At 33.2% G+C, this 26452-nt stretch carries 23 protein-coding genes and 1 other annotated feature; all 23 genes read left to right on the forward strand.

Annotated features, from left to right (window positions below; all coding sequences use genetic code 11):
- The first annotated feature begins 4 nt into the window (after nt 1–4).
- Nucleotides 5–1333, forward strand: coding sequence for a UDP-N-acetylmuramate--L-alanine ligase (gene murC / locus RD055328_RS02315; protein ID WP_244087200.1), 1329 nt, complete (start codon nt 5–7; stop codon nt 1331–1333).
- Nucleotides 1334–1423: 90 nt separating this feature from the next.
- Entirely contained in the window at nt 1424–4075 is a 2652-nt protein-coding gene (polA, locus tag RD055328_RS02320; RefSeq protein ID WP_244087201.1) for a DNA polymerase I, read from the forward strand.
- Nucleotides 4076–4091: 16 nt separating this feature from the next.
- The gene (gene mutM, locus RD055328_RS02325; RefSeq protein WP_244087202.1) at nt 4092–4922 is read left to right on the forward strand and encodes a bifunctional DNA-formamidopyrimidine glycosylase/DNA-(apurinic or apyrimidinic site) lyase; all 831 of its coding nucleotides are present in this window, start codon (nt 4092–4094) and stop codon (nt 4920–4922) included.
- Nucleotides 4922–5515 (forward strand): dephospho-CoA kinase, encoded by a 594-nt coding sequence (gene coaE / locus RD055328_RS02330; RefSeq protein WP_244087203.1) that lies wholly within the window; start codon nt 4922–4924, stop codon nt 5513–5515. Before mutM ends, coaE begins: the two co-directional genes overlap by 1 nt.
- A 58-nt stretch (nt 5516–5573) precedes the next feature.
- Nucleotides 5574–6053 (forward strand): transcriptional regulator NrdR, encoded by a 480-nt coding sequence (gene nrdR / locus RD055328_RS02335; RefSeq protein ID WP_244087204.1) that lies wholly within the window; start codon nt 5574–5576, stop codon nt 6051–6053.
- Nucleotides 6054–6065: 12 nt separating this feature from the next.
- The gene (locus tag RD055328_RS02340; protein WP_244087205.1) at nt 6066–7388 is read left to right on the forward strand and encodes a DnaD domain protein; all 1323 of its coding nucleotides are present in this window, start codon (nt 6066–6068) and stop codon (nt 7386–7388) included.
- Nucleotides 7389–7398: 10 nt separating this feature from the next.
- Nucleotides 7399–8337, forward strand: a complete 939-nt coding sequence (dnaI, locus tag RD055328_RS02345; protein WP_244087206.1) for a primosomal protein DnaI — start codon at nt 7399–7401, stop codon at nt 8335–8337.
- Between the two features lie 264 nt (nt 8338–8601).
- Entirely contained in the window at nt 8602–10542 is a 1941-nt protein-coding gene (thrS, locus tag RD055328_RS02350; RefSeq protein WP_244087207.1) for a threonine--tRNA ligase, read from the forward strand.
- A 45-nt stretch (nt 10543–10587) separates the two neighbouring features.
- Nucleotides 10588–10694 (forward strand) — a sequence feature (ribosomal protein L20 leader region).
- A 44-nt stretch (nt 10695–10738) separates the two neighbouring features.
- On the forward strand, nt 10739–11251 hold the full coding sequence (gene infC / locus RD055328_RS02355; protein WP_244087208.1) for a translation initiation factor IF-3: 513 nt from the start codon (nt 10739–10741) through the stop codon (nt 11249–11251).
- Nucleotides 11252–11266: 15 nt separating this feature from the next.
- Nucleotides 11267–11467: a 50S ribosomal protein L35 gene (gene rpmI, locus RD055328_RS02360; RefSeq protein WP_244087209.1), complete on the forward strand. Its 201-nt coding sequence runs from the start codon at nt 11267–11269 to the stop codon at nt 11465–11467.
- A 53-nt stretch (nt 11468–11520) separates the two neighbouring features.
- Nucleotides 11521–11877, forward strand: coding sequence for a 50S ribosomal protein L20 (gene rplT / locus RD055328_RS02365; protein ID WP_244087210.1), 357 nt, complete (start codon nt 11521–11523; stop codon nt 11875–11877).
- A 74-nt stretch (nt 11878–11951) separates the two neighbouring features.
- A complete protein-coding gene (locus RD055328_RS02370) occupies nt 11952–12470 on the forward strand; it encodes a YqeG family HAD IIIA-type phosphatase (RefSeq protein WP_244087211.1) in 519 nt (172 codons plus the stop codon).
- The gene (gene yqeH, locus RD055328_RS02375; protein ID WP_244087212.1) at nt 12471–13586 is read left to right on the forward strand and encodes a ribosome biogenesis GTPase YqeH; all 1116 of its coding nucleotides are present in this window, start codon (nt 12471–12473) and stop codon (nt 13584–13586) included. It begins immediately after the preceding gene.
- Nucleotides 13586–13900, forward strand: coding sequence for a YhbY family RNA-binding protein (locus tag RD055328_RS02380; protein ID WP_244087213.1), 315 nt, complete (start codon nt 13586–13588; stop codon nt 13898–13900). The genes yqeH and RD055328_RS02380 overlap by 1 nt, the downstream gene beginning before the upstream one ends.
- A gap of 14 nt (nt 13901–13914) precedes the next feature.
- Nucleotides 13915–14541, forward strand: coding sequence for a nicotinate-nucleotide adenylyltransferase (locus RD055328_RS02385; protein WP_244087214.1), 627 nt, complete (start codon nt 13915–13917; stop codon nt 14539–14541).
- Nucleotides 14534–15124 carry a bis(5'-nucleosyl)-tetraphosphatase (symmetrical) YqeK gene (gene yqeK / locus RD055328_RS02390; RefSeq protein WP_244087215.1) on the forward strand — a complete coding sequence of 197 codons (591 nt, stop codon included), beginning with the start codon at nt 14534–14536 and terminating at the stop codon, nt 15122–15124. Before RD055328_RS02385 ends, yqeK begins: the two co-directional genes overlap by 8 nt.
- A 1-nt stretch (nt 15125) precedes the next feature.
- Nucleotides 15126–15482, forward strand: a complete 357-nt coding sequence (rsfS, locus tag RD055328_RS02395) for a ribosome silencing factor (protein WP_244087216.1) — start codon at nt 15126–15128, stop codon at nt 15480–15482.
- A complete protein-coding gene (locus RD055328_RS02400; RefSeq protein WP_244087217.1) occupies nt 15482–16210 on the forward strand; it encodes a class I SAM-dependent methyltransferase in 729 nt (242 codons plus the stop codon). Before rsfS ends, RD055328_RS02400 begins: the two co-directional genes overlap by 1 nt.
- Before the next feature lie 8 nt (nt 16211–16218).
- Nucleotides 16219–17343, forward strand: coding sequence for a nucleotidyltransferase (locus tag RD055328_RS02405; RefSeq protein ID WP_244087218.1), 1125 nt, complete (start codon nt 16219–16221; stop codon nt 17341–17343).
- 1 nt (nt 17344) lies between these two features.
- Entirely contained in the window at nt 17345–17881 is a 537-nt protein-coding gene (locus tag RD055328_RS02410; protein WP_244087219.1) for a DUF177 domain-containing protein, read from the forward strand.
- Between the two features lie 61 nt (nt 17882–17942).
- Nucleotides 17943–19364: an NADP-dependent phosphogluconate dehydrogenase gene (gene gndA / locus RD055328_RS02415; protein WP_244087220.1), complete on the forward strand. Its 1422-nt coding sequence runs from the start codon at nt 17943–17945 to the stop codon at nt 19362–19364.
- A 165-nt stretch (nt 19365–19529) separates the two neighbouring features.
- Entirely contained in the window at nt 19530–22865 is a 3336-nt protein-coding gene (locus tag RD055328_RS02420) for an LPXTG cell wall anchor domain-containing protein (RefSeq protein ID WP_244087221.1), read from the forward strand.
- A gap of 159 nt (nt 22866–23024) precedes the next feature.
- Entirely contained in the window at nt 23025–26318 is a 3294-nt protein-coding gene (locus tag RD055328_RS02425; RefSeq protein ID WP_244087222.1) for an LPXTG cell wall anchor domain-containing protein, read from the forward strand.
- Nucleotides 26319–26452: the final 134 nt, after the last annotated feature.

The raw sequence follows: 26452 nt of genomic DNA on the forward strand, positions 1-26452 counted from the left end.
GATTATGAATAATAAAACATTTCATTTTGTAGGTATTAAGGGTTCTGGTATGAGCTCGTTAGCACTAGTTATGAATGACTTAGGCTACAAAGTTCAAGGATCAGACATTGATAAATACACATTTACACAACGTGGGTTAGAACAAGCTGGAATTAAAGTTATGACTTTTTCAGCTGATAATATTGTTGAAGGTTTGACTGTTATTAAAGGAAACGCGTTTGATGATACCAATATTGAAATACAAACAGCTTTAAATAAAGATATTGAAATTGTTAAATACACTGATTTTCTAGGAAAACTAATTGAAGATTACACATCAATTGGTGTGGCTGGTGCTCATGGTAAAACAAGCACAACAGGCTTGATGGCACATGTATTAAGTGGTGTAGAAAAAACATCATACTTAATCGGTGATGGTAGTGGTAAAGGAATCAAAGATTCAAAATTCTTTGTATTTGAAGCAGATGAATATCGTCGCCACTTCTTAGCTTACAAACCAAACTATCTAGTTATGACTAATATTGACTATGACCATCCAGATTATTTCACTGGAATTGATGATGTTGTCGATGCTTTTGAATCTGAAGCACGAAATGTTAAAAATGCTATTTTTGCATGGGGTGATGATCCATACCTAAGAAAACTCGATGTTGATGTTCCGGTTTATTATTATGGACTTAACGACGATGATGATTTCCAAGCTATCAACATAACTAGAACTACTAGAGGATCAGCTTTTGACGTGATTCATAAAGGTGAAAAAGTTGGTAGTTTTGAAATACCTATCTTTGGTGAACATAACATTTTGAATTCATTAGCTGTTATTGGTATCAGCTATTTAGAAAAAATGGATGTTAAAGAAGTTAATGCTGAACTACAAACATTCCACGGAGTGAAACGTCGATTTAGTGAAAAAGTAGTTTCTGACATGGTAATTATTGATGACTATGCTCATCATCCTCAAGAAATAAAAGCCACATTGGATGCTGCTCGTCAAAAATATCCAGATCGTGAAATTGTAGCGATTTTTCAACCACATACTTATACTAGAACATTGGCATTAATGGATGACTTTGCTAAGAGTTTAGATTTAGCTGATAAAGTGTATCTAACTGATATTTTTGGTTCAATTCGTGAACAACAAGGAAATATTTCTAGCCAAGATTTAGGCAATAAAGTTCATAATGGTGGAGATGTATTGAAGTTAGAAGATATGTCACCTTTATTGGATTATGAAAATGCAGTTATGATTTTCATGGGTGCGGGTGATGTGCAAAAATATGAAATTGAATATGAAAAATTATTAAGTACTTTAATTCCAAATAAACAATAAAAAAAGAAGCGACTAAGTTTGAGTCGCTTCTTTTTTGTTGTTTTTATTGTTAGAATTAAACTATTAAATGTGCAGAGGTTAGGTTAAAAAATGAGCAAAGAAAAATTAGTATTAGTAGATGGTAATAGTGTGGCATTTAGGGCTTTCTTTGCTATGCATAATGTTCTAGACAAATTTGTTAATTCTGAAGGATTACATACAAATGCTGTTTATGCTTTTAACAATATGTTGGAAAGTATTTTAAAAAGTGAAAAGCCAACGCACATGCTGGTAGCTTTTGACGCAGGCAAAACTACTTTTAGAACAGAAATGTTTGATGATTATAAAAGCAACAGATCAAAAACACCTGGTGAATTCACTGAACAAATGCCTTACATTAAGGAATTGTTAACGGCAAGAGGAATTAAAAATTACGAATTACCTAACTATGAAGCTGATGACATAATTGGAACATTGTCTCGTGTTGCACAAAAGGCTAACTATGAAACAGTAATTGTTACAGGAGACCGAGATTTAACACAATTAACTACTGATAAAGTTAGTGTTGCTGTAACAGTTAAAGGTGTGTCAGAAATAGAAAAATATACACCTGAGCATGTAAAAGAAAAATTGGGAATTTCTCCCGAACAAATTATTGATATCAAGGGATTAATGGGCGATACTTCAGACAATTATCCAGGAGTTGAAAAGGTTGGAGAAAAAACTGCGCTTAAGCTAATCGATAAATATGGCTCAATTGAAGAGTTATATAAACATGTTGATGAAATGAAACCTAGCAAATTGAAAGAGCACTTGATTAATGATAAAGACAAGGCTTTTTTGAGTAAGCAATTAGCAACTATCAATATTGATGCGCCAATAGAGATCAGCTTAGATGACGTGATTTATGAAGGTGACCAAAACGAGGAACTAATCAAATTCTATCGAGATATGAACTTCAAGTCATTTTTATCAAGAATTGACATGGCTGATCAAGGTGTGGATTCAACAGAAATTGAATATAAAGAGCTAACATCAGATAACTTAACAGATGTTTTGAACAACAAAGATGTACGATATTTTCATATAGAAGTCTTTGGTGATAACTATCATCTTGATCCTGTCGTATCTGTTGGATTAGCCACAAAAAAAGAAGCTTATGTAACTGATGATGTTTCAATAATCACAATTCCTGAGTTTAAGCAGTGGTTAGAAAATGAAAATGTCGAAAAAAATGTTTTTGATTTAAAGAAGACAATTGTAGTCTTGAAGAAATATGGAATTGAATTTTCGGGTGCAACATTTGATACACTTTTAGCCGCATACTTATTGGATAAAAGTGATAATCAAACAGACTTTGGAATTATTGCACAGAACTGTGAACGCTATTATGTACAATCAGAAGAAGAATTTTATGGTAAAGGTGTTAAACGTGCTTTACCAACTGATGTAACTGAAATCTTAAAATTCAACGCTGCTAAACTTAAAGCAATTGCTGATTTGAAATCAGAATTTTTAAAAACATTGAAAGATAATAGCCAAGACAGTCTTTTTGATGAGATTGAAATTCCTTTAGCCAATGTACTTGCACAAATGGAAGCCCAAGGAATCACAGTGAATGCTCAAACTTTATTACAAATGCAGGCCGAATTAGGAAAGCGTCTAGAGGATATAGAAAAAGAAATATTTGAAGAAGCTGGAGAAGAATTTAATATTAATTCACCTAAGCAATTAGGGGTAGTTTTATTTGAACATATGGGGCTTAAACCCATTAAGAAGACAAAAACAGGTTATTCAACATCGGTTGAAATTCTTGAACAATTAGAACATGAATCACCGGTAGCAAGGGATGTTTTAAGATATCGTCAAATTTCAAAAATTCAATCAACTTATGTAACTGGATTACTTAAGGTAATTCAACCTGATAACAAAGTACATACAAGATATGTACAAACATTGACCCAAACAGGTCGTCTATCATCAATTGATCCAAATTTACAAAATATTCCAATTAGAATTGATGAGGGTAAGAAGATTCGTAAAGCTTTCTTACCACAAAAAGAAGGCTGGGAAATTTTCTCATCTGATTATTCGCAAGTTGAATTACGTGTTTTAGCACACATTTCCGGTGATGAAAATATGCAACAAGCATTTAAAGACAATTACGATATTCATGCACATACGGCCATGAATATATTTGGATTAGATTCTGTTGATGATGTTACGCCTGATATGAGACGTAAAGCAAAAGCCACTAATTTTGGAATTGTCTACGGAATTAGTGATTATGGCTTAGCTAAAAATATTGGAATAACCAGAAAAGAAGCAAGTGAATTTATTGCTGCATATTTTGCACAATACCCAGGTGTGAAGAATTATATGGACGATATGATTAAATTTGCTCAAGAAAATGGTTATGTTGAAACATTAATGCATCGTCGCCGTAATTTACCTGATATCCATGCTAAGAATTTCTCTGTGCGCTCTTTTGCTGAACGTACAGCTATGAATACACCAATTCAAGGTAGTGCTGCGGATATTATCAAAGTAGCAATGATTAATATGCAAAAAGTTCTAGAAAAAACAGGGCTTCAAACTAAAATGTTATTACAAGTGCATGATGAATTAATTTTCGAAGCACCAAAAGAAGAAATTGAGATACTTGAAGAATTAGTACCGAAGACAATGGATTCAGCTATTAAGCTAGACGTTCCATTGAAAGTTGAAACATCTCATGGATTAACTTGGTACGATGCAAAATAAATAAGGGGATATTGCTATGCCAGAAATGCCAGAAGTAGAAACAGTTCGTAGAGGTTTAATTGATTTAGTAAAGAATAAAACAATCTCATCAATTGAAATGCGTTATCCAGCAATCATAAATGGAGATAAAAAAGAATTCAGTGATATTTTGGTGGGGGCCAAAATTATTGATATTCGTCGACGTGCAAAATTTTTGATTTTTGATTTTGATAATAATTATTCAATGTTGAGTCATCTCCGTATGGAAGGTAAGTACCAAGTGCGTGATAATGTCGAAGATTTTGATAAGCATGTGCATATCATTTTTAAGTTCTCTGATGGTGATATGCTTGGATATCGTGATGTACGAAAATTCGGTCGAATGCAGCTATTTAAAACTGATGAGATCTTTAATAGTAAATCATTAACTAAGTTGGGACCCGAACCATTATCAACTGAATTCACTTTTGATAATATCTATCCAAGAATTATTAAACGTAAAAAGAGCATAAAGGCAGTATTGCTAGATCAAAATGTTATTTCAGGGCTTGGTAATATCTATGTAGATGAAGTTCTTTGGATGAGTAAAATTCATCCAGAAACGATAGCTAATAAATTAACCAAAGCTGATATTCAAAACATTATTAAAGCTTCAAATGAGGAAATAAAAAAAGCTATTGAAGCTGGTGGAACAACGATTAGAAGTTATGTTGATTCCAAAGGCAACTCAGGAACATTTCAATTTGGATTAAATGCCTATGACCAAGAAGGTAATCCATGTAAGCGTTGTGGAACTACAATTGAAAAAATAAAAGTAAGCGGTAGAGGGACTCATTTCTGTCCGAACTGTCAGAAGGTAGTTGAGTGATGGCTAAAATTTATGGTATTACAGGTGGGATTGCAACTGGTAAGTCTTATGTTGCTCAAATCATTAAAGAAGCTGGATATACGGTATATAGTGCTGATGAAATTGCACATGCTGTAGGTGAAAATACTCAAGTTATTAAACAAATAGCTAATCGATTTGGTACAGGAGTAATTATTCGAAACAAACTAAATCGTTCGAAATTAGGCGAAATAGTATTTACGGATGAAAAAAAACTTGCTGCATTGAATGAAATTATGGCACCAGAAATTAGAAAAAAGATTATGGCTATTATTGATAAGGTTCATCAACAATCTGAAAAGCCTGTATTTATGGAAATTCCATTGTTATTTGAACAAGGTTATGAAAATGAATTTGATGGATCAATTCTAGTAGACGCAGAGTTTGAAGTTCAGTTACAACGTCTAATGAATCGCGATCAAATTATGGAAGATTTTGCTAAGAAGAAAATTGAATCTCAAATGCCATTATCTGAGAAAAAAGATAAAGCAACATACATAATTGATAATTCTCAAGATGATGAAGTTGAAGAACTGGTTAAGACTCTATTACGTAAGCTTAATATTAACTTGTAGTTATTTAATTGATAAGATATTCTGATGTATAATAATTAAAAAAGATTAGGGGAATAATATGATTTGTCCACACTGTCATAAAAATTCATCAAGAGTTGTCGATAGTCGCCCTAGTGATGAGAACCGAGCAATTAGACGTCGTCGTGAATGCGAGAACTGTGGTTTTAGATTCACTACTTTTGAAAAAGTTGAAGAAACGCCATTACTTGTTATTAAAAAAGACGGTAATCGTGAGGAATTTAGCCGAGATAAATTACTTCGCGGGTTGGTTCGTGCGGGTGAAAAACGTCCAATTACAATTGATCAAATGCGTGATGTAGTTGCCCAAGTTGAAAACGAGTTACGTGCTTTGGGTGAAAGTGAAATTCGCTCTGAACAAATTGGGGAATATGTGATGCAGAAACTAGCAAAAATTGATGATGTTACTTATATACGTTTTGCTAGTGTATATCGCGAATTTAAAGATATGAATGTGTTTATGCAAGAAGTAAAAGATATGATGGCAAATAATGGTGCCGTTAATAAAGACAATAAATAATAGGAGAGGCTAATGATTGATACTAATCTTAATCCGATGACTGGATTTTGGATATTAAGACATAATGAATTAAGTGATGTAGATAAGAAAACATTAATCGACTTGTATCAACCATTGGTAGGTCCTATTGCTATAGGACAATATCTTTTATTGTGGAATGAATCTAAAAAGAAAACGATTGTTTCAAAACGTTTGAGTCACTCACATTTATTGTCATTACTTGATTGTGGTGTGAATGATTTTTATGAAGCGCGTATTAAACTTGAAGCATTAGGCTTATTGAAGGTTTATAAAAAGAGTGACGTTTTAGGTGACTATTTAGTTTATGAACTTTATAAGCCGATGGAAGCAGCTGATTTCTTTAACGAAAGTCTTTTAAGTACATTGTTATTTGAAAAAGTTGGTCGAAATGTTTTTGAAGAATTAGTAGACAAATATAGTAGTCAAACAAATGTGTTGATAGATGCCCAAGATATTACTAAGTCTTTCTTAGATGTATTTACTATCTCAAATGATAATCTGATTACTTCACCAATGGAAGTTAAAGACGCTCAAAGTAAAGTCATGGAACAACCAGACAATATACCATCAATCAAGTCAAATAAGATGGAACCAATTGATTGGAGTTTTTTAGAACAGTTAGTCTCTCAATATGGAGTTTCTGCTAATGAACTTCAAGCTAAAGAAGAGTCTTTATATAATATGCATGTTTTTTATGGCTTAGATGAGTTAGAAATATCCAATTTAGTTGCTAGATCTGTGAATATTTCTGATAATACAATAGATGAAAAACGTTTAGAACGTATCGCACAAACTAAGTACGAAAGTCGATCAAACATTATTCAAAAACCAATTGTTGAAACAACTAGCAAATCAACTGGTAATCCAGTTGTTGATAAAGCTAATGAACTAATTCCTAGTGAATATTTAGCATATGAAAAGCGCCAAAAAAATGGTTATGTAGCTAGTGGTGAAACAAGAATTTTACGTAATTTGCAAAACCGACATGTACTACCGGATTCTGTAATCAATATATTAATTCATTATTCATTACAAAATTCACCAACATTAGTTCAGGGATTAGTGGATCGAGTTGCTAACGATTGGATACAAAACAAAATTAGTAATGCTGAGGATGCTTTTAAGCGTATCAATGAATTTAATGGCACTAAAAACCCTAATCGTAGTAATAAAACGAAAATGTCAGTTGTAGAAAAAGGTACTGACTGGGATAAATTGGCTAATGAAAATAAAAACGATGATCAAGAAGCTAAGCGACTAATTGAAGAAGCTAATGCACGATTAAATAGTCTACATTCTGGTAAAGTTGAGTAGGAGATAATTCATGAAAAACATGGGTGAAGGAATACAGCAAGAAATGAAACGTATGAACGTTACAGCTAAGTATGAAGAGCTAATTGGAGATTCAATTAATGATTCTGAAGTGAAGCAATTTTTAAGCGATCATAAAGATGAAATTGATTCTGAAAATTTGCAGAGAAGTGCTGCTCGTATTTATGAATTCGTACAAGAAAAAAGAAAAATTGCTGCCGGTAAAGAGTCATTTGCTCGTGGTTATTTACCAAAATTAATTATCAATAATCGTACAGTAGATGTAACTTACGTTCCTGATCAAAAAACTCAACAAAAAGTCGAACAAAATCAGTTCAAACGTAATTTTGAATTAGTTGATTTGCCGTCTTATATTCGTGATGCTGAACTAACCGATTACCCAACTCGAAATGCAAGCGGAAGAGCTCAAGCATTCACTGCTGCTTCTAAGTTTTTAACCGCGTATAAGTCTAATAATGGATTTGCACCTGGATTATTCTTAGCAGGTAATTTTGGTGTTGGTAAGACCTATTTATTAGGAGCCATTGCTAATGAATTAGCTCGTGATGGTGTAGATGTTAAATTAGTTCATTTCCCATCGTTTGCGGGTACAATGAAAGGCGCTATTTCAGATAATTCAGTTTTAACAAGGCTTGATAAATTTAAAAAAACTTCAGTACTGATGCTTGATGATATTGGAGCTGATTCAGTATCTGATTGGATTAGAGATGAAGTATTAGGAGTGATTTTGCAATATCGAATGGAAGAACAATTACCAACATTCTTCAGCTCGAATTTTTCAATGCAAGATCTAGAAAATCATTTATCAATGAGTAAGAAAGGCGAAGAGCCAATCAAAGCTCAACGTATTATGGAACGAATTAAATTCTTAAGTAGAGAAGTTATTGTCTCTGGTGAAAACCAACGCCATCAAAATCAAATTGAGTATTGAAATTTTTAATATAACTGGGTATTATTAACAACAGAAAGACAACAGTCCAATTAATATGCAGGGAGAGTTCACATAACTGAAAGTGACTCATTAATAATTGGTTTTACCACTTTCTGAAAAATTGAATATTTTGGTGTAAATACCAATATCATTTTGAGATGGAACATTTTTTGTTCCAATGTGGGTGGAACCGCGTATTAATTACGTCCCTCAGATCTTTTGATCTGGGGGATTTTTTGTTGTTAAAAATGGAGGAATTGTCATATGACAGAAATAGAATTAGTTTTTCCCGATAATTCAAAGAGAAGTTTTGATAGTGAAACATCAGTTAAAGATGTTGCCACATCAATTAGTACATCATTAGGTAAGAAAGCTATCGCTGGACGCTTGAATGGAGTATTGCTAGATGTGAACCGTCCTATTAAACAAGATGGTAATATTGAAATTATCACAGCTGGTGATGAAGCAGCACTTGAAGTTCTACGTAACACTGTAGCTTATTTATTTGGATATGCCGCAAAAAAAATATTCTCAGATGTTAGTTTTGGTGAGCACAGTATTAATGAAGATGGATTCTTCTATGATACTGACAAGCCTGAAACTCAAATTTCAGTGGACCAATTAAATGATATTGCAATGGCTATGAATAAGATCATCAAGCAAAACGCAAGTATTGAACGTGTATTGATGGACAAATCAGAGCTAGAAAATATTTTTAAAGACGATAAGTTCAAAATGCTACAGTTGAAGTCAATTGATGCTGTGCAAATTCCTGTTTTTAAAATGGAAGATTACGTAGACTTTGGGTTTAACGCTATTATGCCTAAAGCTAGTGATGTGAAATTCTTTAAACTATTGTCAGTTGCTGGAGCTTACTGGCAAGGTAAATCAAGTAATCCAATGTTACAACGTATTTATGGAACAGCATTCTTTAAACAAGATGAGTTGGATGCAGATTTAAAACGTCGCGAAGAAATTAAAGAACGTGATCATAGAACATTAGGACGTGACTTAGATTTATTCTTCGTAGATCCTAATATTGGTGCGGGACTTCCTTATTGGATGCCAAATGGTGCAACTATTCGTCGTGTACTAGAACGTTATATTATTGATAAAGAAGTAGCTTGGGGCTATCAACATGTTTATACACCAATCCTTATGAACCTTGATGCATATAAGACATCAGGTCATTGGGCACATTATCGTGAAGATATGTTCCCTCCAATGGATATGGGTGATGGAGAAATGCTTGAATTACGTCCTATGAACTGTCCTTCACATATTCAAATCTATAAGCATCATGTACGTTCTTATCGTGAACTACCTGTTCGAATTGCAGAACTTGGAATGATGCATCGCTATGAAAAATCTGGTGCGCTTTCTGGATTGCAACGTGTACGAGAAATGACATTGAATGATGGACATACATTCTTGGCGCTAGATCAAGTTCAAGATGAATTCAAACGTACTTTGAAGTTAATGATGGAAGTATATCGTGACTTTGATATTAATGATTACACATTCCGTTTGAGCTACCGTGATCCAAAGAACACTGATAAATATTTCGATGATAACGAGATGTGGAATACTTCTCAATCAATGCTTAAAGGAGCAATGGATGATTTAGGACTTGATTACTATGAAGCAGAAGGTGAAGCTGCCTTTTATGGTCCTAAGTTAGATGTTCAAACAAAAACAGCTTTAGGTAACGAAGAAACACTTTCAACTATCCAATTAGACTTTATGCAACCAGAACAATTCGAAATATCATATATTGGTGCTGATGGTGAAGAACATCGACCAGTTATGGTTCACCGTGGAATTGTTTCTACAATGGAAAGATTTATAGCTTATCTTATTGAAATGTATAAAGGAGCTTTCCCAACATGGTTAGCCCCAACTCAAGTGAATATTATTCCAGTTAATATGGAAGCTCACGGAGAATATGCCGATAACCTAAGAAAAGAAATGGCTGAAAAAGGTATTCGTGTTAATGTAGATCAACGTAACGAAAAAATGGGTTACAAGATTCGTGAAGCACAAACAAATAAAATTCCATATACTATAGTTGTTGGTGATGAAGAAGCAAATGATGCAACTGTTGCAGTTAGAAAATATGGGCAAGAAGATACTAATTCAATGAATCGTAGTATGTTCATAGATAGTGTTCTATCAGACATTAATAATTACAGTCGTGAATCATAATTAATTCTTGACACTAAGTTATTAATAGTGTTTAATAGTCTTATTGAGATTAAGTAGGAACGCCCGTTTCTCGCCTAAGTCATTGGACCTCTAGGTTGATACAAGTTGGTTTATTAACGTGGGCGTTCTTGCGCCCACGTTTTTTGTTTGGGTTTTCTAATTTACTCGGAGGTGAGTCAAAATAGCAAAAGATTTGATGGTTAACGAAAATATTCGTGCCCGTGAATTGAGACTGATTTCAAATACAGGAGATCAGCTGGGTGTTAAGAGTACTACAGAAGCATTAGAATTAGCTGACAAGGCTAACTTAGATGTTGTTCTTGTTTCTCCCAATGCTAAGCCACCGGTTGCTCGTATCATGGACTACGGTAAGTATCGTTTCGAATTGCAGAAGAAAGATCGAGAAGCAAAGAAGAAACAAAAAGTTATCAATGTTAAAGAAGTTCGTTTGAGTCCAACAATTGAGGATAACGACTTCAATACAAAACTTAAGAATGCAGTTAAGTTCTTAGAAAAAGGCGACAAAGTTAAAGTTTCTATTCGTTTTAAAGGTCGTGCTATTACCCATAAAGAAATTGGTAAAGCTCAACTTGATAAGATGGCAGAAGAAACTAAGGATATTGCAACTGTTACAACCAGACCTAAGATGGATGGTCGTAGCATGTTCTTAATGCTAGATCCTATAAAAAAAGATAGTAATAAGAAATAATGGAGGTCATGTTTTATGCCTAAGCAAAAAACACATCGCGCATCAGCAAAACGTTTTAAAAAGACTGCCAATGGTGGACTAAAGAGAGCTCATGCTTTTACAAGTCACCGTTTCCACGGAAAGACAGTTAAACAACGTCGTCAACTTAGAAAATCAGGAATGGTTTCTAACAGTGATATGAGACGTATCAGACAAATGTTGTCACAAGTTAAATAATAACGAAATACAAGATTGGTTCTTAACCAAAGTACAAAGAAGGAGGAATTACTATGCCCCGTGTTAAAGGTGGAACAGTAACTCGCAAACGTCGTAAGAAGACATTAAAATTAGCCAAAGGATATCGTGGCTCAAAACATATTCAATTTAAAGCAGCTCATACTCAAATTATGAACTCATATGGTTACGCATTCCGTGACCGTCGTCAAAGAAAACGTGGTTTCCGTAAATTATGGATTGCTCGTATTAACGCAGCAGCACGTATGAACGATATTAGTTATAGTAAATTAATGCACGGCTTAAAATTAGCTGGTGTTGATATCAACCGTAAAATGCTTGCTGATCTAGCATATACAGATGAAAAAGCATTTGCCGGACTAGTTGATACTGCCAAAAAAGCTTTGGCTTAATTCAGCGCACATTAACGTGATTTGGGAAAGCCAAATTGCGTTTTTTTATTAGATAATATAATGAGGATTTAAACATGGCTATAATACGACCAACTTATATGGTAAATAGTACATTCAACTTAAAACCAGAAAAGTTAAAATTAATGGGAATTACTCATATCTTAAGTGATTTGGATAACACGCTAATTCCTTGGAATTCTCCTGAAGCATCAGAAGAATTAAAACAGTGGCAAGCAGAATTGAAAAAATATCATATTGAATTAATTGTCGTTTCGAATAATAGCTACGATCGAATTCATGAAGCGGTTGTTGATATGGATGTTAAAATTATTGCCAGAGCTAAGAAACCATTGCCTTTTGCAATTCGAAGCTTTGTTAATATGAGTAGTGTCTCTAAAGAACGTGTTTTATTTGTGGGAGACCAATTACTAACTGATGTTATTGCTGGTAATTTATCAGGAGTTCGTACAGTAATGGTTAAACCATTAGTAGATACAGACTTGAAGAAAACTCGTTTTAATAGATTTTTTGAACGTCCTATCTTAAAATTAATCAATAGAATTTATAAGCAGACCTGGAAGGATAGTATCTAATTGGATAATAATCAAGATCTATACTGTGTTGGTTGTGGTGCAAAACTACAAACTACTGATAAAAAGAAAGCAGGCTTTTTGCCAGAAAACACATTAAATAAATATCTAGAATCAGATGAACAGGAACTATACTGTCAAAGATGTTTCCGTTTAAGAAATTATAACGATATTATGGATGTCGATATGGAAGATTCCGAATTTATCGATATTTTAAATAAGATTAGTGACGAAGATGCACTAGTCGTTAATTTAATTGATATTTTTGATTATAACGGGAGTGTTATCCCTGGAATACATAGATTTATTGGTAATAATGAAATGATTCTAGTTGCTAACAAAGAGGATCTTTTACCTAAATCTGTTAACCGCGATAAGTTAAAACGTTGGTTCCATAAAGAAGCTCAAAAAGATGGGTTGAACCCAGTCGATGAGATTCTTATTTCTGCTAAGAAGAATACGAACTTAGATGACTTATTAACTATGATAAATAAGCATCGTGGTAAAAAAGATGTATATATTGTTGGAACAACTAACGTTGGTAAATCAACATTAGTTAATTCAATAATTTCAATGAGTTCTGATATTAAGAATCTTGTTACTACTTCTAGATTCCCAGGAACTACATTAGATCGCATTGAAATTCCTCTAGACGATGGGGCAATGATGATTGATACTCCAGGTATTATTCATCGTTATCAATTGGCACATTTCTTGAATGAAAAAGAACTAAAAGAAGTTACTCCTAGTTCTGAAATTAAGCCTAAAGTTTACCAACTTCGTGGTTTACAAACACTATTTATCGCTGGTTTAGCACGTATAGATTTTGTTGATGATATTAAGACGAATGCATTTGTGTATGTTGATAATAATTTGTTAATTCACCGTACTAAATTAGAAAAAGCCGACGAATTCTACGAAAAACATCAAGGCGATATACTTAATCCGCCATTTGAGCCAGGAACTTTACCGGAGATGAATCCAGTTAAATTCACGATTACTGAGAAGTCAGATATTGTTATTGCTGGTCTAGGATGGGTAACAGTTCAACCGGGAATCACTATTAAAGCTTATGCACCAAAAGGTGTCGAAATCACTTTAAGAAAGGCGATTGTTTAATGGTATTTAAAACAAAACAAAGAAAATTTTTGATGAGTAAAGCGCAAACTATGAAACCAATTATGCAAATTGGTAAACAAGGAACTACAGAAACAGTTCTTCAACAATTAGTAGAATTGATAAATAAACGTGAACTAATCAAGATTACTTTATTACAAAATACAGATACAACTGGAGAAGACTTCATTAATGAAGTAGTTCAATTTGATCCAGCAATTAAACCAGTTCAAACAATTGGTTCGAAAGTGATTTTATACAAAAAATCACCTAAAGAATCACATAGAAGAATTTCTGTAGAATTAGAAAAACTATAAAAGAGGTCAGATTCATGTCTTCAGTTATAACTTCTCAAAAAACTCAAAGTCAAACTATAAATAACAATCATAAGAAATCAATTGGAATATTAGGAGGAACGTTTAATCCTCCACATATTGCTCATTTAGTGATGGCACAACAAGTGCTAGATCAATTGTCACTGGATGAAATTTGGTTTATTCCTGACAATATTCCACCCCACGTTGATAGAAAAGATGCAATCGATGCGATTCATCGTGTGGAAATGGTAAGGTTGGCAATTGAAGATAATCCACAATTTAAGTTAGATTTAACGGAGATTAATCGAGGTGGAGTTAGTTATACTTTTGATACGATGAAACTCTTAAAAAAAGCTAATCCCGATGTTGATTTTTACTTCATAATGGGTGGTGATATGGTCGAATATTTACCAACATGGAATCACATTGATGAACTTACGAAATTAGTTCAATTCGTTGGAGTATGTCGTCCAGGATTTGAACAAGATTCGAAATATCCTGTTATTTGGGTTAATTCACCACTTTTAAACATTAGTTCAACAGATATTAGAAACAAACTGAATGCAAATCATACTATTAAGTATTTAGTTCCTAACAAGGTTGAAGAATATATCAAACAAGAAGGACTCTATCATGACTAATACTTACAATAAATTGAATTATAATCGTGATTTTTTAATTGAAAAACTTCAAGAAAATCTTGACGATAAGCGTTTTAATCATTGTTTAAGAGTAGAGAAGAAATCTCTTGAGTTGGCACGTCGATTCAATGTTGATGAGAGTCGTGCGACATTAGCTGGGTTAATACATGATTATTGTAAGCAAATGCCTGATGCAAAATTTATTGATGCAATTTATATATATAATTTAGATCAAGATCTTTTGAACTATGGTAATGGCATTTGGCATGGTAGTGTCGGTGCAGAGATTATCCGTGAAGAATTACAAGTCAATGATGAAATTGTTTTGAATGCGATTCGTAAGCATACTATTGCAGATCCTTATATGAATGATATTGACAAAATATTATTTATATCTGATTTTATTGAAGATGCTAGAGATTTTCCTGAAGTTCGAGCTGCACGTCAATTGGCGGAAGAATCTCTTGATAAGACAGTTGCATTTGAAATTGAGCATACATTGAAGTATTTAATAGATAATAAAAAGAAGATTTATCCCAAAATGTTAAATAGTTACAATAAATGGGTAATAGAGGAGAATTAATTTGGACTCACTTAAGTTAACGCAAATCGCTGTTGAAGCAGCAGATGATAAGCATGCTAATAATATAAAAGTTTTAGATATCCAAGAAATGTCAATTGTAGCCGACTATTTTGTCATTATGGACGCTAGTTCATCACGACAAGTAGAAGCAATTGTTAATGAAATCGAAGATCAAGTAGAAGCTAACGGTGGTCAAATCGGTCACAAAGAAGGTAATAAGAATTCTAGCTGGATTCTACTTGATATCGGAGATGTAATTATTCATGTCTTTTTAAATGAAGAACGTGAATTCTATAATCTAGAAAAACTTTGGTCAGACGCTAAAGAAGTTGATATAACAAAGTGGACTAAAGCATAATGATTTATTCTAAATTTGCTGAAATTTACAATGAATTGATGGATGATTCTCTTTATTCAAGATGGCAATCATATGTACAACAACGTACTTCTAAAGGTAAATTATTAGAATTAGCCTGTGGAACCGGTGACCTCGCTATCTTATTAAAACAATCTGGTTATGACGTAACAGCCACTGATTTATCAATGGAAATGTTAGAGATTGCTGCCGAAAAAATTGAAACTAATCATTTAAACTTCGAGTTAGGGCAAATGAACATGCTAGATTTAAGCGGTGTTGATAAATTCGATACTATTACTTGTTTTGATGATTCGATTTGTTATTTGACTGATGAAAGTCAATTGCAATTAGCTTTTGATGAAGCGTTTGAACATTTAAATACTGGTGGTAAATACTTATTTGATGCTCATTCTTTATATCAGATGGATGAAGTATTTCCAGGATATATGTTTAATTTCAAAAATGAAGAGAATGCATTTATGTGGAGTAGTTATGAAGGTGAAGAAGTTCATAGTGTAGAACACGATTTAACATTCTTTACCTTTAATGAAAAAACAAATTCTTACGATGTAACTGAAGAGCTTCATCATGAAAGAACTTATGACATAGACGTCTACATTAAAAGATTAGAGAAGTCAGGTTTTAGTAATATAAAAGTTACTGCTAATTTTGGAGATTCAGAGGTATCTGAAACTGTTGATCGTTGGTTTTTTGAATGCACTAAATAGGTGATGAAATGAAAGTTTGTGGAATAGTTGCAGAATTTAATCCTCTTCATAATGGCCATAAGTATTTAATAGATCAGGTAAGAGCTCAGCTTAATCCTGATTTTTTGATTGTTGTAATGTCTGGTAATTATGTACAAAGAGGCGAAGTTGCATGCTTTGATAAGTGGAATAGATCTAAGATGGCATTAGATATGGGAGTAGATTTAATTATTGAATTACCATTTCAATATGCTACTGCTGCAGTAGAGATATTTGCTCAAGGAGCAGTTGAGATTCTCAATGAATTGAAATGTGATTATATTGCTTTTGGAACTGAAGATGCCGGGTTTAACTATCTGGCAGCGGCACAACAAAGTATTGATAATATGTCTGAAATTGCTGAATTAAAAGACTACTCAAAATCATATGCCACTCAGTTAAACGAGTTTATGATGGAAGAATTAGGATTGGTTATCAATAATCCTAATCAGATGCTAGGTTTTAATTATGCGTTACAGATAGTAAAGAATAATTATTCGATGAAAATATTCCCAATTGATCGTATGAATGTTACACATGATTCTACAAATGTTGTGGGTAACATTGCCAGTGCTAGTAAGATTCGCAATGAACTAATTGCGGGGAATGATATTAGTAATCTAGTACCAATGAAATTAACTAATCATTTACAAGTAAGTAAAGAAGAGATGTTTAGTTTATTGAAGTATAGAGTAATAACAAGTAGTGCTGTTGAATTGTCTAATATTTATCAGATGGTTGAAGGACTAGAGAACCGACTTAAAGATGTCGTAATGGAATCAGATTCTATAGATGATTTATTAGAAAAATTAAAATCAAAACGTTATACATATGCTCGATTACGTCGATTAATGTTATATACTTTACTGAATGTTACAGAAGATGATATCAAACAATCGCAAAACTATTTACATATACTAGGGTTTAATGAACTAGGTAAAAAATATTTGAACCAAACAAAAAAGGATATGAACTTGCCAATTATAACTAAAGTATCTAAGCAAATAGGAGATATTAATGGTGTAATGTATCTGCAAGTCAAAGTAGATAATTTTGTTAGTATATTTAATCATACAGAACAGAATTTCAAAAGAAATCCCGAAATGGAGTTATAAAATGCTTATATTCAAGCTTGATGAATTACAAAAATTTAAAAATCATCCAACTGAATTCGATGAAGAATTAGACTTAACAGAAGATTTGAAAACACGTGACGATAGAATATTAGATGCATCACCAGTCAAAATCAAAGGGCATATTTTTTATGATAAAGGACTTTGGTATACAGACTTTGATGTGATATCAAAGGTAACTGTTCCTTCAACACGTAGTCTTGAACCTGTAGAAATTGAAATATCTTCACATTTCACTGAGGCTTATCAAGAAGATCCTGATGAAGAATTAGAAGTTGATGATGAGGAAATGGTAATGGAATTAGATGAGCAGGGTATTAATTTAGAACAAGCCGCTGCTGATAATTTATTATTGTCAATTCCAACACGAGTACTAACTAAAGAAGAGGCTGAAAGTGATTCTATGCCGCAAGGACAAAACTGGAAAGTTGTTTCTGAAGAAGAATACGAAGAAGCACAGGACAAACCAAAACCTAATCCAGAATTTGAAAAATTAAAAGACTTATTTAAGGACAAATGATAACTCATTTGTCTTTTTTTTGTTATTATATACATATTCATTAAATGGAGGCACTTTTGACATGAACAAACCACAAATTGGTGTTATAGGAATGGCAGTCATGGGTAAAAACCTGGCTTTGAATATTGAAAGCCGCGGATATACTGTTGCCGTTTATAACCGCACAGCTGCTAGAACTGAAACTATAATTAAAGAACATACAGATAAGAATCTGGTACCTAGTTATAAAATCAAAGATTTTGTAAATTCACTAGAAAAACCAAGAAGAATCATTATGATGGTTCAAGCTGGTAAAGGTACAGATGCTGTTATCAATGAATTGTTGCCATTATTAGATAAAGGTGACGTATTAATTGATGGTGGGAATACATATTTTGAAGACACAATTAGAAGAAATGCTGAACTGGATAAATCAGGGATTAACTTTATTGGTATGGGTGTATCTGGTGGTGAATTAGGTGCATTACATGGACCATCAATGATGCCTGGTGGACAAAAAGAAGCTTATGATCTTGTGGCTCCTATATTAGAAGAAATGTCTGCCAAGGCTGAAGATGGCAAACCTTGTGTAACTTATATTGGGCCTAATGGTGCAGGACACTATGTAAAAATGGTTCATAATGGTATTGAATATGGAGACATGCAATTAATCGCTGAAAGTTATGCATTACTACGTGAAATATTTAATGGAGATTTGGATCAAATTTCTGATGTTTTCACTGAATGGAATAAGGGTGAACTATCAAGCTACTTAGTAGAAATAACTGCTGATATTTTAAAACGTCGTGATGACGAAGGTAGTGATGATTATATTGTTAATAAGATTCTCGACAAAGCAGGAAACAAAGGAACTGGTAAATGGAGTTCACAAAGTGCTCTTGAACTAGGTGTTCCTCAATCTCTTATCACAGAAGCTGTTTATGGCCGTTATATTTCAACTTATAAAGATCAACGTGTAAAAGCTAGCAAGGTTCTTCCAACACCTGCAGCACACACTAATGATTTTGATAAAAAAGAGTTTGTTGAAAAAATCCGTGAAGCATTATACTTTAGTAAAATTATGAGTTATGCTCAAGGATTTGCACAAATGGATGCAGCTTCTAAAAATTATGATTGGGACTTGGAATTTGGCGAAATAGCAAGTATCTGGCGTGAGGGATGTATTATCCGTGCACAATTCTTACAAAAGATCACTGATGCCTATGATAAAGATGATCAATTAGACAATTTACTATTGAACGACTACTTTATGGATATTTGTAAGAATTATCAAGATTCTGTACGTGATGTTATTGCTTATGCAGTTAAGGCTGGTGTTCCTGTTCCTGGATTCATGGCTGCTATTTCATATTATGACTCATACAGAAGTGAAGTACTTCCTGCCAACTTAATCCAAGCTCAACGTGATTACTTTGGTGCTCATACGTATGAAAGAACTGATAAAGAAGGAATTTTCCACTATACATGGTATGAAGAACAATAATAATACTCAAAAAGACATTTCTTATAAGAAATGTCTTTTTTTATTTATAAAATAATAATGATGATTTTTTTGCAAGTGCTTTCAATGATGTTTATCTTATTATATAATTAACACTGATAACCATATTGGTTATTTATCTAATTTATACTCGGGGGGGATATAAATATGAAAAAACATAAACTTTTTTATATCGCAGGTACGATCCTGTTACTTGGGCAAGTATTTGCACCAGCAGTTAACGCATATTCATTATCTGCTATTGATGTAACGCATGTTGCGCCATCAAGTTTTCCAACAGGAAATTTTCAAGGGGATTTTACTATTGATGCACAGAACCAGTCGGTAAGTGCTGGGCAAACGGCTAATTTTAGTATTTATTTGAAATCAACAGGTGCCGTAACTAAACTAACAAATGTTAATTTAAAGGTTCAATTACCAAAACAAGATTATGTGTCTTTTGATCAGTCACTAACTGCACTTAAATTAGGTGATGCTGTTCCCACTTACGATGCTAATACAGGTGTGTTGACGTGGCATTTTGATACATTAGATGCAGGTCAAGTTAATAAAACTGTATTACGACTATCGACTGTAAATGGTGGATTTGCTGCAAAAACACCAATCACTGTAAGTGGTGAATTAACAGCTGATAGTACAAAAGGTGCAATTGATGCACAAACAAGTGGACAAACGGTTATTAATGGATCTAAGAGTCTGTCGACTACTAATAAATTTAAATCAATATACGATAATGACGAAGGCTCAACAGATTATCATACTAATCCAGCTATTGATGATGATATTCTTTGGAATGTAACGATTGGTGCACCTAAAAAGGTTGACGGGTCAATATTCTTAAAACCTGGATCAAAAATAAAAGTTACTTATACAATTGATCCTATGTTGGAATATGTAGAAATGGCTCATGCCGATTCTCCAAAACCAACCGTTGATGGTAATACATTAACTTGGGAATTAACTGCACCATCTATTGCTGAACAAATTGCAAATGAAGGTAGCTTCTTCACTAGTGATTTAAGTATGAAAATTCACGTAAAAAATGACATTGCTAGTGTATTTAAGGTTGCTACAAATACTCTGTCAGCAGAGGCAACATTTAACGATGGAGAAACTTTCTCACCAAAACCTATCGATGGTAAGATAACTATTTCACAGTCAAATCCAGATACATTACCACCAAACGTTGGCGGCAGTGGATTCACTGCTCCACATTATGGACCAATTGATGCTAATGGAAATGCATTACTTAAAACAAATGAATTTCCGGATATTTCAGTTGATGATGATGCTACTTTAGGATTTGCATTTTTACCGACATCTCTTTGGGCAGTGAGTCCCGTATCTGACTTTATATCATATAGTATTCATTATAAGGTGGATCCTAATTTAAATATTAAAAAATTCTTTACTGGTGATTTTGCATATCGTCCTAATCCAAATGTTGGTTCCAGTACTACACCATTAAAAAATGCTGCTCACTATTCAATTAGTGTACGTTATGATGAAGACGAAGATGATGCACCGGTTATCTGGTCGAATGAAAAAATGGATTCTATTGATCCAGTGACAGGTGAGCACGTTTCTTATACAGATGCTCATAAAAATAATTGGCATATGTTAATGCCAGATGTACCAAAAAATACATGGTTAACAGCAGAACAACTAGGAATTCCTAAAGATAAGCATGTAAAAGAAGTCTTACTTCATTTCCATTATGAAAAAGGAACGGTCCTAGAAGACTGGGATGGAACGCAATATTCTGTCTCAGGTGATGAAAATGGTTTGAGTAAATATTATGAAAACAATGTAGACGGAGATTCAGGTCAAACGCATACGGATATTCCAAAGGGAGAATTTTTGAATAACGCAGTACCAGCTGGTATTTTTGCAAGCAAAGTATTGCAGTTCAATATGACTCCTAAAAAAGGATATGTGGGACGTGTTGAAAATTCAATGTACTATAATTTCCGTGGGGGTAATATCGCTGATCCAAGTAAACCTAGTGCTGGTGCTTGGAATGGTAGTGAATATACTTGGTTAAATACTTATAAAGCTTGGTCAAAAACTTCAGGACCTCAAGGAGCTGAGATTATTAAGCCAACCGAAGGAGTTGATCGTCGTTTAAAGACGGGAGTTCAATTTGATCAATTAGCAACAATGCCTGATGGATCTAAGTCTCTTACTGAGGGTGCAAATTCTATTACAGCGGCAATTCAGAATACTAAAGAATCTAAGAATGATGTAACAGGTCCTCTTACTAGTTATGTGTTACTTCCAAAAGGAGTAACTTTTACAGGTAATGTAAGTGGAAGTAATGTTGCTAAAAAAGTTTCTGATAATTATAAAGATACTGGACAAACTTTGGTTAAAGTAACTTATAATGCTAATTATTTAACGGTTGATCAAACAAGTAACGCCACATTTAATGTAAATGTTGGCGCAAGTACATCAAGTGATCCAGAAATAATGGTATATAGTTTTGTACCAACCGAAAAATATTCAGTTCCAGATATTCAAGGGACACCAACAATTACGGATACTCAAAAAGATGTTGATAAAGATAATATGAATGGCCAAGGAACTGATAAACCAATGTTTTATTCCGGCCGTGATTATCATTTTGATAAATCTAGTACTCTATCTGTAAGTAGTAAAATTAGTAATTCAACTAATTCTGATGTTCAAAAAGTAGCAGGGGATATTGTTGATTATGAGCTGAATTTGAAGAATACGTCTGAAGATACGCTAAATAATATGATTTTAATGGATACATTGCCTAGTGTTGGTGATTTATCTATTACTACAAATGAAGAACGTGAGTCACAATTTAACATGGCTTTAATAGGACCAATAACACTTCCTAAGAGTTGGTCAGATAAAGTTAACGTTGTATATTCAACATCTAATAATCCTAAAAAAGCTGGAGTGGGTGTTAAGGGAATGTTAGATGAAAACACTGTATATCCATCATCAGCGCAAAAACTTGCTGACGCTGATGGGGCTGAAGAAGCTAACTGGATGAATGCTAATGATGTTAAAGATTGGTCATCAATCAAATCGTTCAAATTAGAATTAAAAGCTGATTCTAAGTGGGTTAGTGGTGCTGATATGAAAATTAAATTCAATCTAAAAGTACCAACTGATGCACAAATAGGCCAAAAAGCATTTAATTCTTTTGCCTTTGCTGCCAATGACTCACAAGTAATTGAACCATATCGTCAAGGAGTTGAAGTCAAAGAAAAAGATCCAGAAAAACCAACAGGGCCAACAGATCCAGCTAATCCAGAAAAACCTTCTAATCCAACAACATCTAAACCAAATATTTCAGATAAAAGTAATAACAATAATGGTAAAGCTGGTAAAAGCACATTACCAAAGACAGGTGATAATATTAGAAATACTACTATGTTATCAATAATTGGATTACTTATTTTAGGAATACTTGGAGTATTCATATACAAGAGAAAAAAAGAAAAATAATTTTTTTAAAAAGACCTTAGGGTCTTTTTTTATTTGTTAAAAAAAGTATATGACATTAATTATCATCGTTATCACATTTCTTGATTAAAAAAATTCTAATAGTTATCATTAAGTAAAGAGTATAAGTTGTCTAATATTTTAGAGAAAGTAGGTAAAGAGATGCTGAAAAAAATATTAATTATTTTTTGTAGTTTAATGTTATTTGCGCCGTCAATTGGATCTTCCGCGACGGTTATTGCACAACCTCCTAATAATATTAAACCTGTTGCTTTTCCTGAGGATAATTTCCAAGGAGATTTTACAATAGATGCTCAAAATTCAACCATTTCTGCTGGTCAAACGGCTAATTTTGATATTTATTTGAAGGCAACAGGAGCCATTACTAAGTTGTCTGATGTTAAATTAGTAATTCAATTACCGATTAATGAATATGTAAGATTAGATCAGCCAACATCTGAATTAAAAATTAATAAGGTGGCACCAGCATATGATAAAGATAAGCAAACTTTGACGTATTATTTTGACGAATTACCAGCGGGTCAAGTGGATAAAGCTGTATTACGATTAACTACTATCAATGGAGCTTTCATGAATGACACTCAACTATCTGTAACTGGTGTTTTAACTGCCAAAAGTTCATCAGAAGATATTACGGCACATACAGATAGCAAAGTTAATGTGCAAGCTACTAAAAACTTATCACTTGTGAATAAGTTAAAATCTATTTATGACAATAATCCCGACTCAGAAGATTATCACACAAATCCGATTATTGGTGATGATATTTTATGGAATGTGTCAGTGGGAGCACCTAAAAAATCTGAAGGGTCACTATTTTTAAAACCAGGTTCAAAAATAAAAGTAACTTATCAAATTGATGACAAGTTAGAATATCTTGCAATGGCAGATGTTGGTGCTCCACAACCCAAATTATCTGAAGATAAACATACATTAACATGGGAATTAATTGCACCATCCATTGAAGATCAAATTAATCATCCTGATAGTTTTTTTGAGAGTGATTTGAGTTTGAAATTACACGTAATTGATGATAAGGCTAACGTATTCTTAGATGCTATAAATACGTTATCCGTTGAAGCAACTTTTATTGATGATAAAATATTCAGTCCTGATGTGCTATCAGGTAAAATCACTATTTCACAGTCAGATCCTTCTAGTTTGCCACCGAGTCTTGACGGCTCTGGATTTACTTCGCCTCACGTAGGCCCAGTCGATGATACTGGAGCTGTAGGTAGAATTTCCGAATTTCCTGATATCTCAGTAACTGATTCTGCAACGCTAGGCTTTGGAGTTTTACCAGGATCTTTATGGGCAACTAGTTCAACATTTGATTTTCAAGCTTATACAATACATTACAAAATTGATCCAAACTTAAGTATTAAACATTTCTATACAGGAGACTTTGTTTTTAAACCAAGCTCAACTGTCGGAGGCAATAATGTTCCATTAAAGAATAAGCCTCATTATTCATTTAATGTTCGATATGAAGATGATGAAGATGATGTGCCTTCAACTTATAATGGTAAGGCGATTGTTAATCCATTAACTAATGAACCAGTAACTTATGAAGAAGCCCATAAGAATAATTGGCATACATTAATGGCTGATGTACCATTAGGAACTTGGTTAAGTGCTGAAGATTTGAACATCCCTAAAGGGAAACAAATTAAAGAAGTAATGCTACATTTCCATCCTGAAGCAGGTACCGTGAAAAATGGCTACACAATAACAGGTGATGAAGAAGGACTGCCTGATTATTATGAAACTGATCCACAGGGATTCTTTGGTCAAGGAAGACCTAATAATAAAAAATATTTAGAAAACTGGGCGCCAGCTGGTATGGCTACTAAACAATACCTTAAATTTAATATGGGTGTAAAAAAAGGATATACAGGTCGTGTTGAAAATAGCATGTATATTAACTTTAGGGGAGCAGCCGCAAATAATAATATTTATATTCTAGGTAGTAACTATGATTTCATTAATAAACAGCCTGCCTGGACTAAGACTTCCGGGCCACAAGGGGCAGAAATTATTAGGCCCACAGAAGGAGTTAATCGGGTAGTCAAAACAAATGTGTCATTTGATCAACTAGCTGAGTTACCTGGAGGACAGAAGGTTCTAGTTCCTGGTGAGAATACGGTGACGGCTGAAATAGTGAACACTGAAACTTCAAAAGATAATGTTCCAGGTCCTGCAAGTAGTTATGTGCTCTTACCTAAGGGAGTTACTTATGAAAAAACACCAGACAGTAAGTTAGTAACAGATGATTACAAAGGAACAAAACAAAGTTTGGTAAAAGTTAGTTATGTACAAAACTACATTAAGCCGGGAGAAACTATTAAAGCAACTTTCAAAGTAAATGTGTCTGATAAAATATTGAGTAATCCAAAGCTTAAAATATATAGTTTTATTGATACAGAAGAATTCGATGTTCCAAAAGTAGAAGGTGACCCGGTGATTACTGATACTGTCAAAGATGAAGACGTAGATAATTTGAATGGTAAAGGATCAGACAAGTTAATGTTTTATTCAGGAAAAGATTATTATGTTAATAAATCTAGTATGTTATCAGTGACTTCTTATGTTGATGAAAAAATAGGAGAAACAACGAAAGAACCTGGATCTGTAGCTGAGTATAAATTGGCTTTGAACAATACATCGGATGATGACTTGCAAAATATGATCTTGTTGAATACACTTCCATGTACTAATGATTTATCAATTACAACCAATGAAAAACGTGGATCGCAGTTTTCTATGGGATTAACTGGTCCAATTAGTATTTCTAAAGACTGGAAAGATAAGGTAGATATTTTATATTCAACATGTAGTAACCCTAAAAAAGCAGGAATTTTGGATAAAGATACGATATATCCATCATCATCTCAACAATTAGAGGATCCAGAAGGTGCAATTGATCCTGTTTGGGTTAAAGCACAAGATGTTAAAGATTGGTCAACAATTAGAGCATTTACAATTAGTTTAAAGAAAGACATTGAATGGGTGAGCGGTTCTGATATGAACATTCAATTTAAAGCAAGAGTTCCTGAGTCAGCAACAGATGAACAGGTTGCAAACAACTCATTTGCTTTTGCGGCTAATAACTCACAGGTAATTGAGCCATATAGATCACAAGTTATTGTTGAAGAAAAAGATACTACTGAACCAGAAGAACCGAACAAACCAGAAGAACCAAATAAACCTGTAAATCCTGATGGCAATGTTCCTCCAACTGAAATTAACAACGATAAAAAAGAAACTGAAAAAGTAAAAACAAAAAGTAAAAAAGATGGAGTGAAAAAAATCATGGGGATTACATTACCACAAACTGGTGAAGATTTATGGTATAAATCATTACTGATTGTAGTAGGAATTACGATTGTAAGTATTTCAACATATCTTGTTATTAAGAGAAAAAGGGCTAAATAATTAAAAAGGCTTTTCCAAATGAGGAAAGCCTTTTTATTGCTAATATTTTAATATTATTTTAATAATATGATAAACTTAACGAGTAGAGAATTGACTAGTACAACAGTAATTAGAGATGACTTATAATTAAATAT

The sequence above is a fragment of the Companilactobacillus sp. RD055328 genome (assembly GCF_022835675.1).
In the GTDB taxonomy this organism is placed as follows: Bacteria; Bacillota; Bacilli; order Lactobacillales; family Lactobacillaceae; genus BQUT01.

Coding starts and splice junctions, on each gene's coding strand:
- dnaI (WP_244087206.1), top strand. CDS start 7,399: ATGAAAAACATGGGTGAAGGAATACAGCAAGAAATGAAACGTATGAAC.
- RD055328_RS02405 (WP_244087218.1), top strand. CDS start 16,219: ATGAAAGTTTGTGGAATAGTTGCAGAATTTAATCCTCTTCATAATGGC.
- RD055328_RS02410 (WP_244087219.1), top strand. CDS start 17,345: ATGCTTATATTCAAGCTTGATGAATTACAAAAATTTAAAAATCATCCA.
- yqeK (WP_244087215.1), top strand. CDS start 14,534: ATGACTAATACTTACAATAAATTGAATTATAATCGTGATTTTTTAATT.
- coaE (WP_244087203.1), top strand. CDS start 4,922: ATGGCTAAAATTTATGGTATTACAGGTGGGATTGCAACTGGTAAGTCT.
- gndA (WP_244087220.1), top strand. CDS start 17,943: ATGAACAAACCACAAATTGGTGTTATAGGAATGGCAGTCATGGGTAAA.
- RD055328_RS02400 (WP_244087217.1), top strand. CDS start 15,482: ATGATTTATTCTAAATTTGCTGAAATTTACAATGAATTGATGGATGAT.
- rpmI (WP_244087209.1), top strand. CDS start 11,267: ATGCCTAAGCAAAAAACACATCGCGCATCAGCAAAACGTTTTAAAAAG.
- murC (WP_244087200.1), top strand. CDS start 5: ATGAATAATAAAACATTTCATTTTGTAGGTATTAAGGGTTCTGGTATG.
- RD055328_RS02340 (WP_244087205.1), top strand. CDS start 6,066: ATGATTGATACTAATCTTAATCCGATGACTGGATTTTGGATATTAAGA.
- infC (WP_244087208.1), top strand. CDS start 10,739: ATGGTTAACGAAAATATTCGTGCCCGTGAATTGAGACTGATTTCAAAT.
- RD055328_RS02370 (WP_244087211.1), top strand. CDS start 11,952: ATGGCTATAATACGACCAACTTATATGGTAAATAGTACATTCAACTTA.
- polA (WP_244087201.1), top strand. CDS start 1,424: ATGAGCAAAGAAAAATTAGTATTAGTAGATGGTAATAGTGTGGCATTT.
- rplT (WP_244087210.1), top strand. CDS start 11,521: ATGCCCCGTGTTAAAGGTGGAACAGTAACTCGCAAACGTCGTAAGAAG.
- mutM (WP_244087202.1), top strand. CDS start 4,092: ATGCCAGAAATGCCAGAAGTAGAAACAGTTCGTAGAGGTTTAATTGAT.
- RD055328_RS02420 (WP_244087221.1), top strand. CDS start 19,530: ATGAAAAAACATAAACTTTTTTATATCGCAGGTACGATCCTGTTACTT.
- RD055328_RS02380 (WP_244087213.1), top strand. CDS start 13,586: ATGGTATTTAAAACAAAACAAAGAAAATTTTTGATGAGTAAAGCGCAA.
- RD055328_RS02425 (WP_244087222.1), top strand. CDS start 23,025: ATGCTGAAAAAAATATTAATTATTTTTTGTAGTTTAATGTTATTTGCG.
- thrS (WP_244087207.1), top strand. CDS start 8,602: ATGACAGAAATAGAATTAGTTTTTCCCGATAATTCAAAGAGAAGTTTT.
- nrdR (WP_244087204.1), top strand. CDS start 5,574: ATGATTTGTCCACACTGTCATAAAAATTCATCAAGAGTTGTCGATAGT.
- RD055328_RS02385 (WP_244087214.1), top strand. CDS start 13,915: ATGTCTTCAGTTATAACTTCTCAAAAAACTCAAAGTCAAACTATAAAT.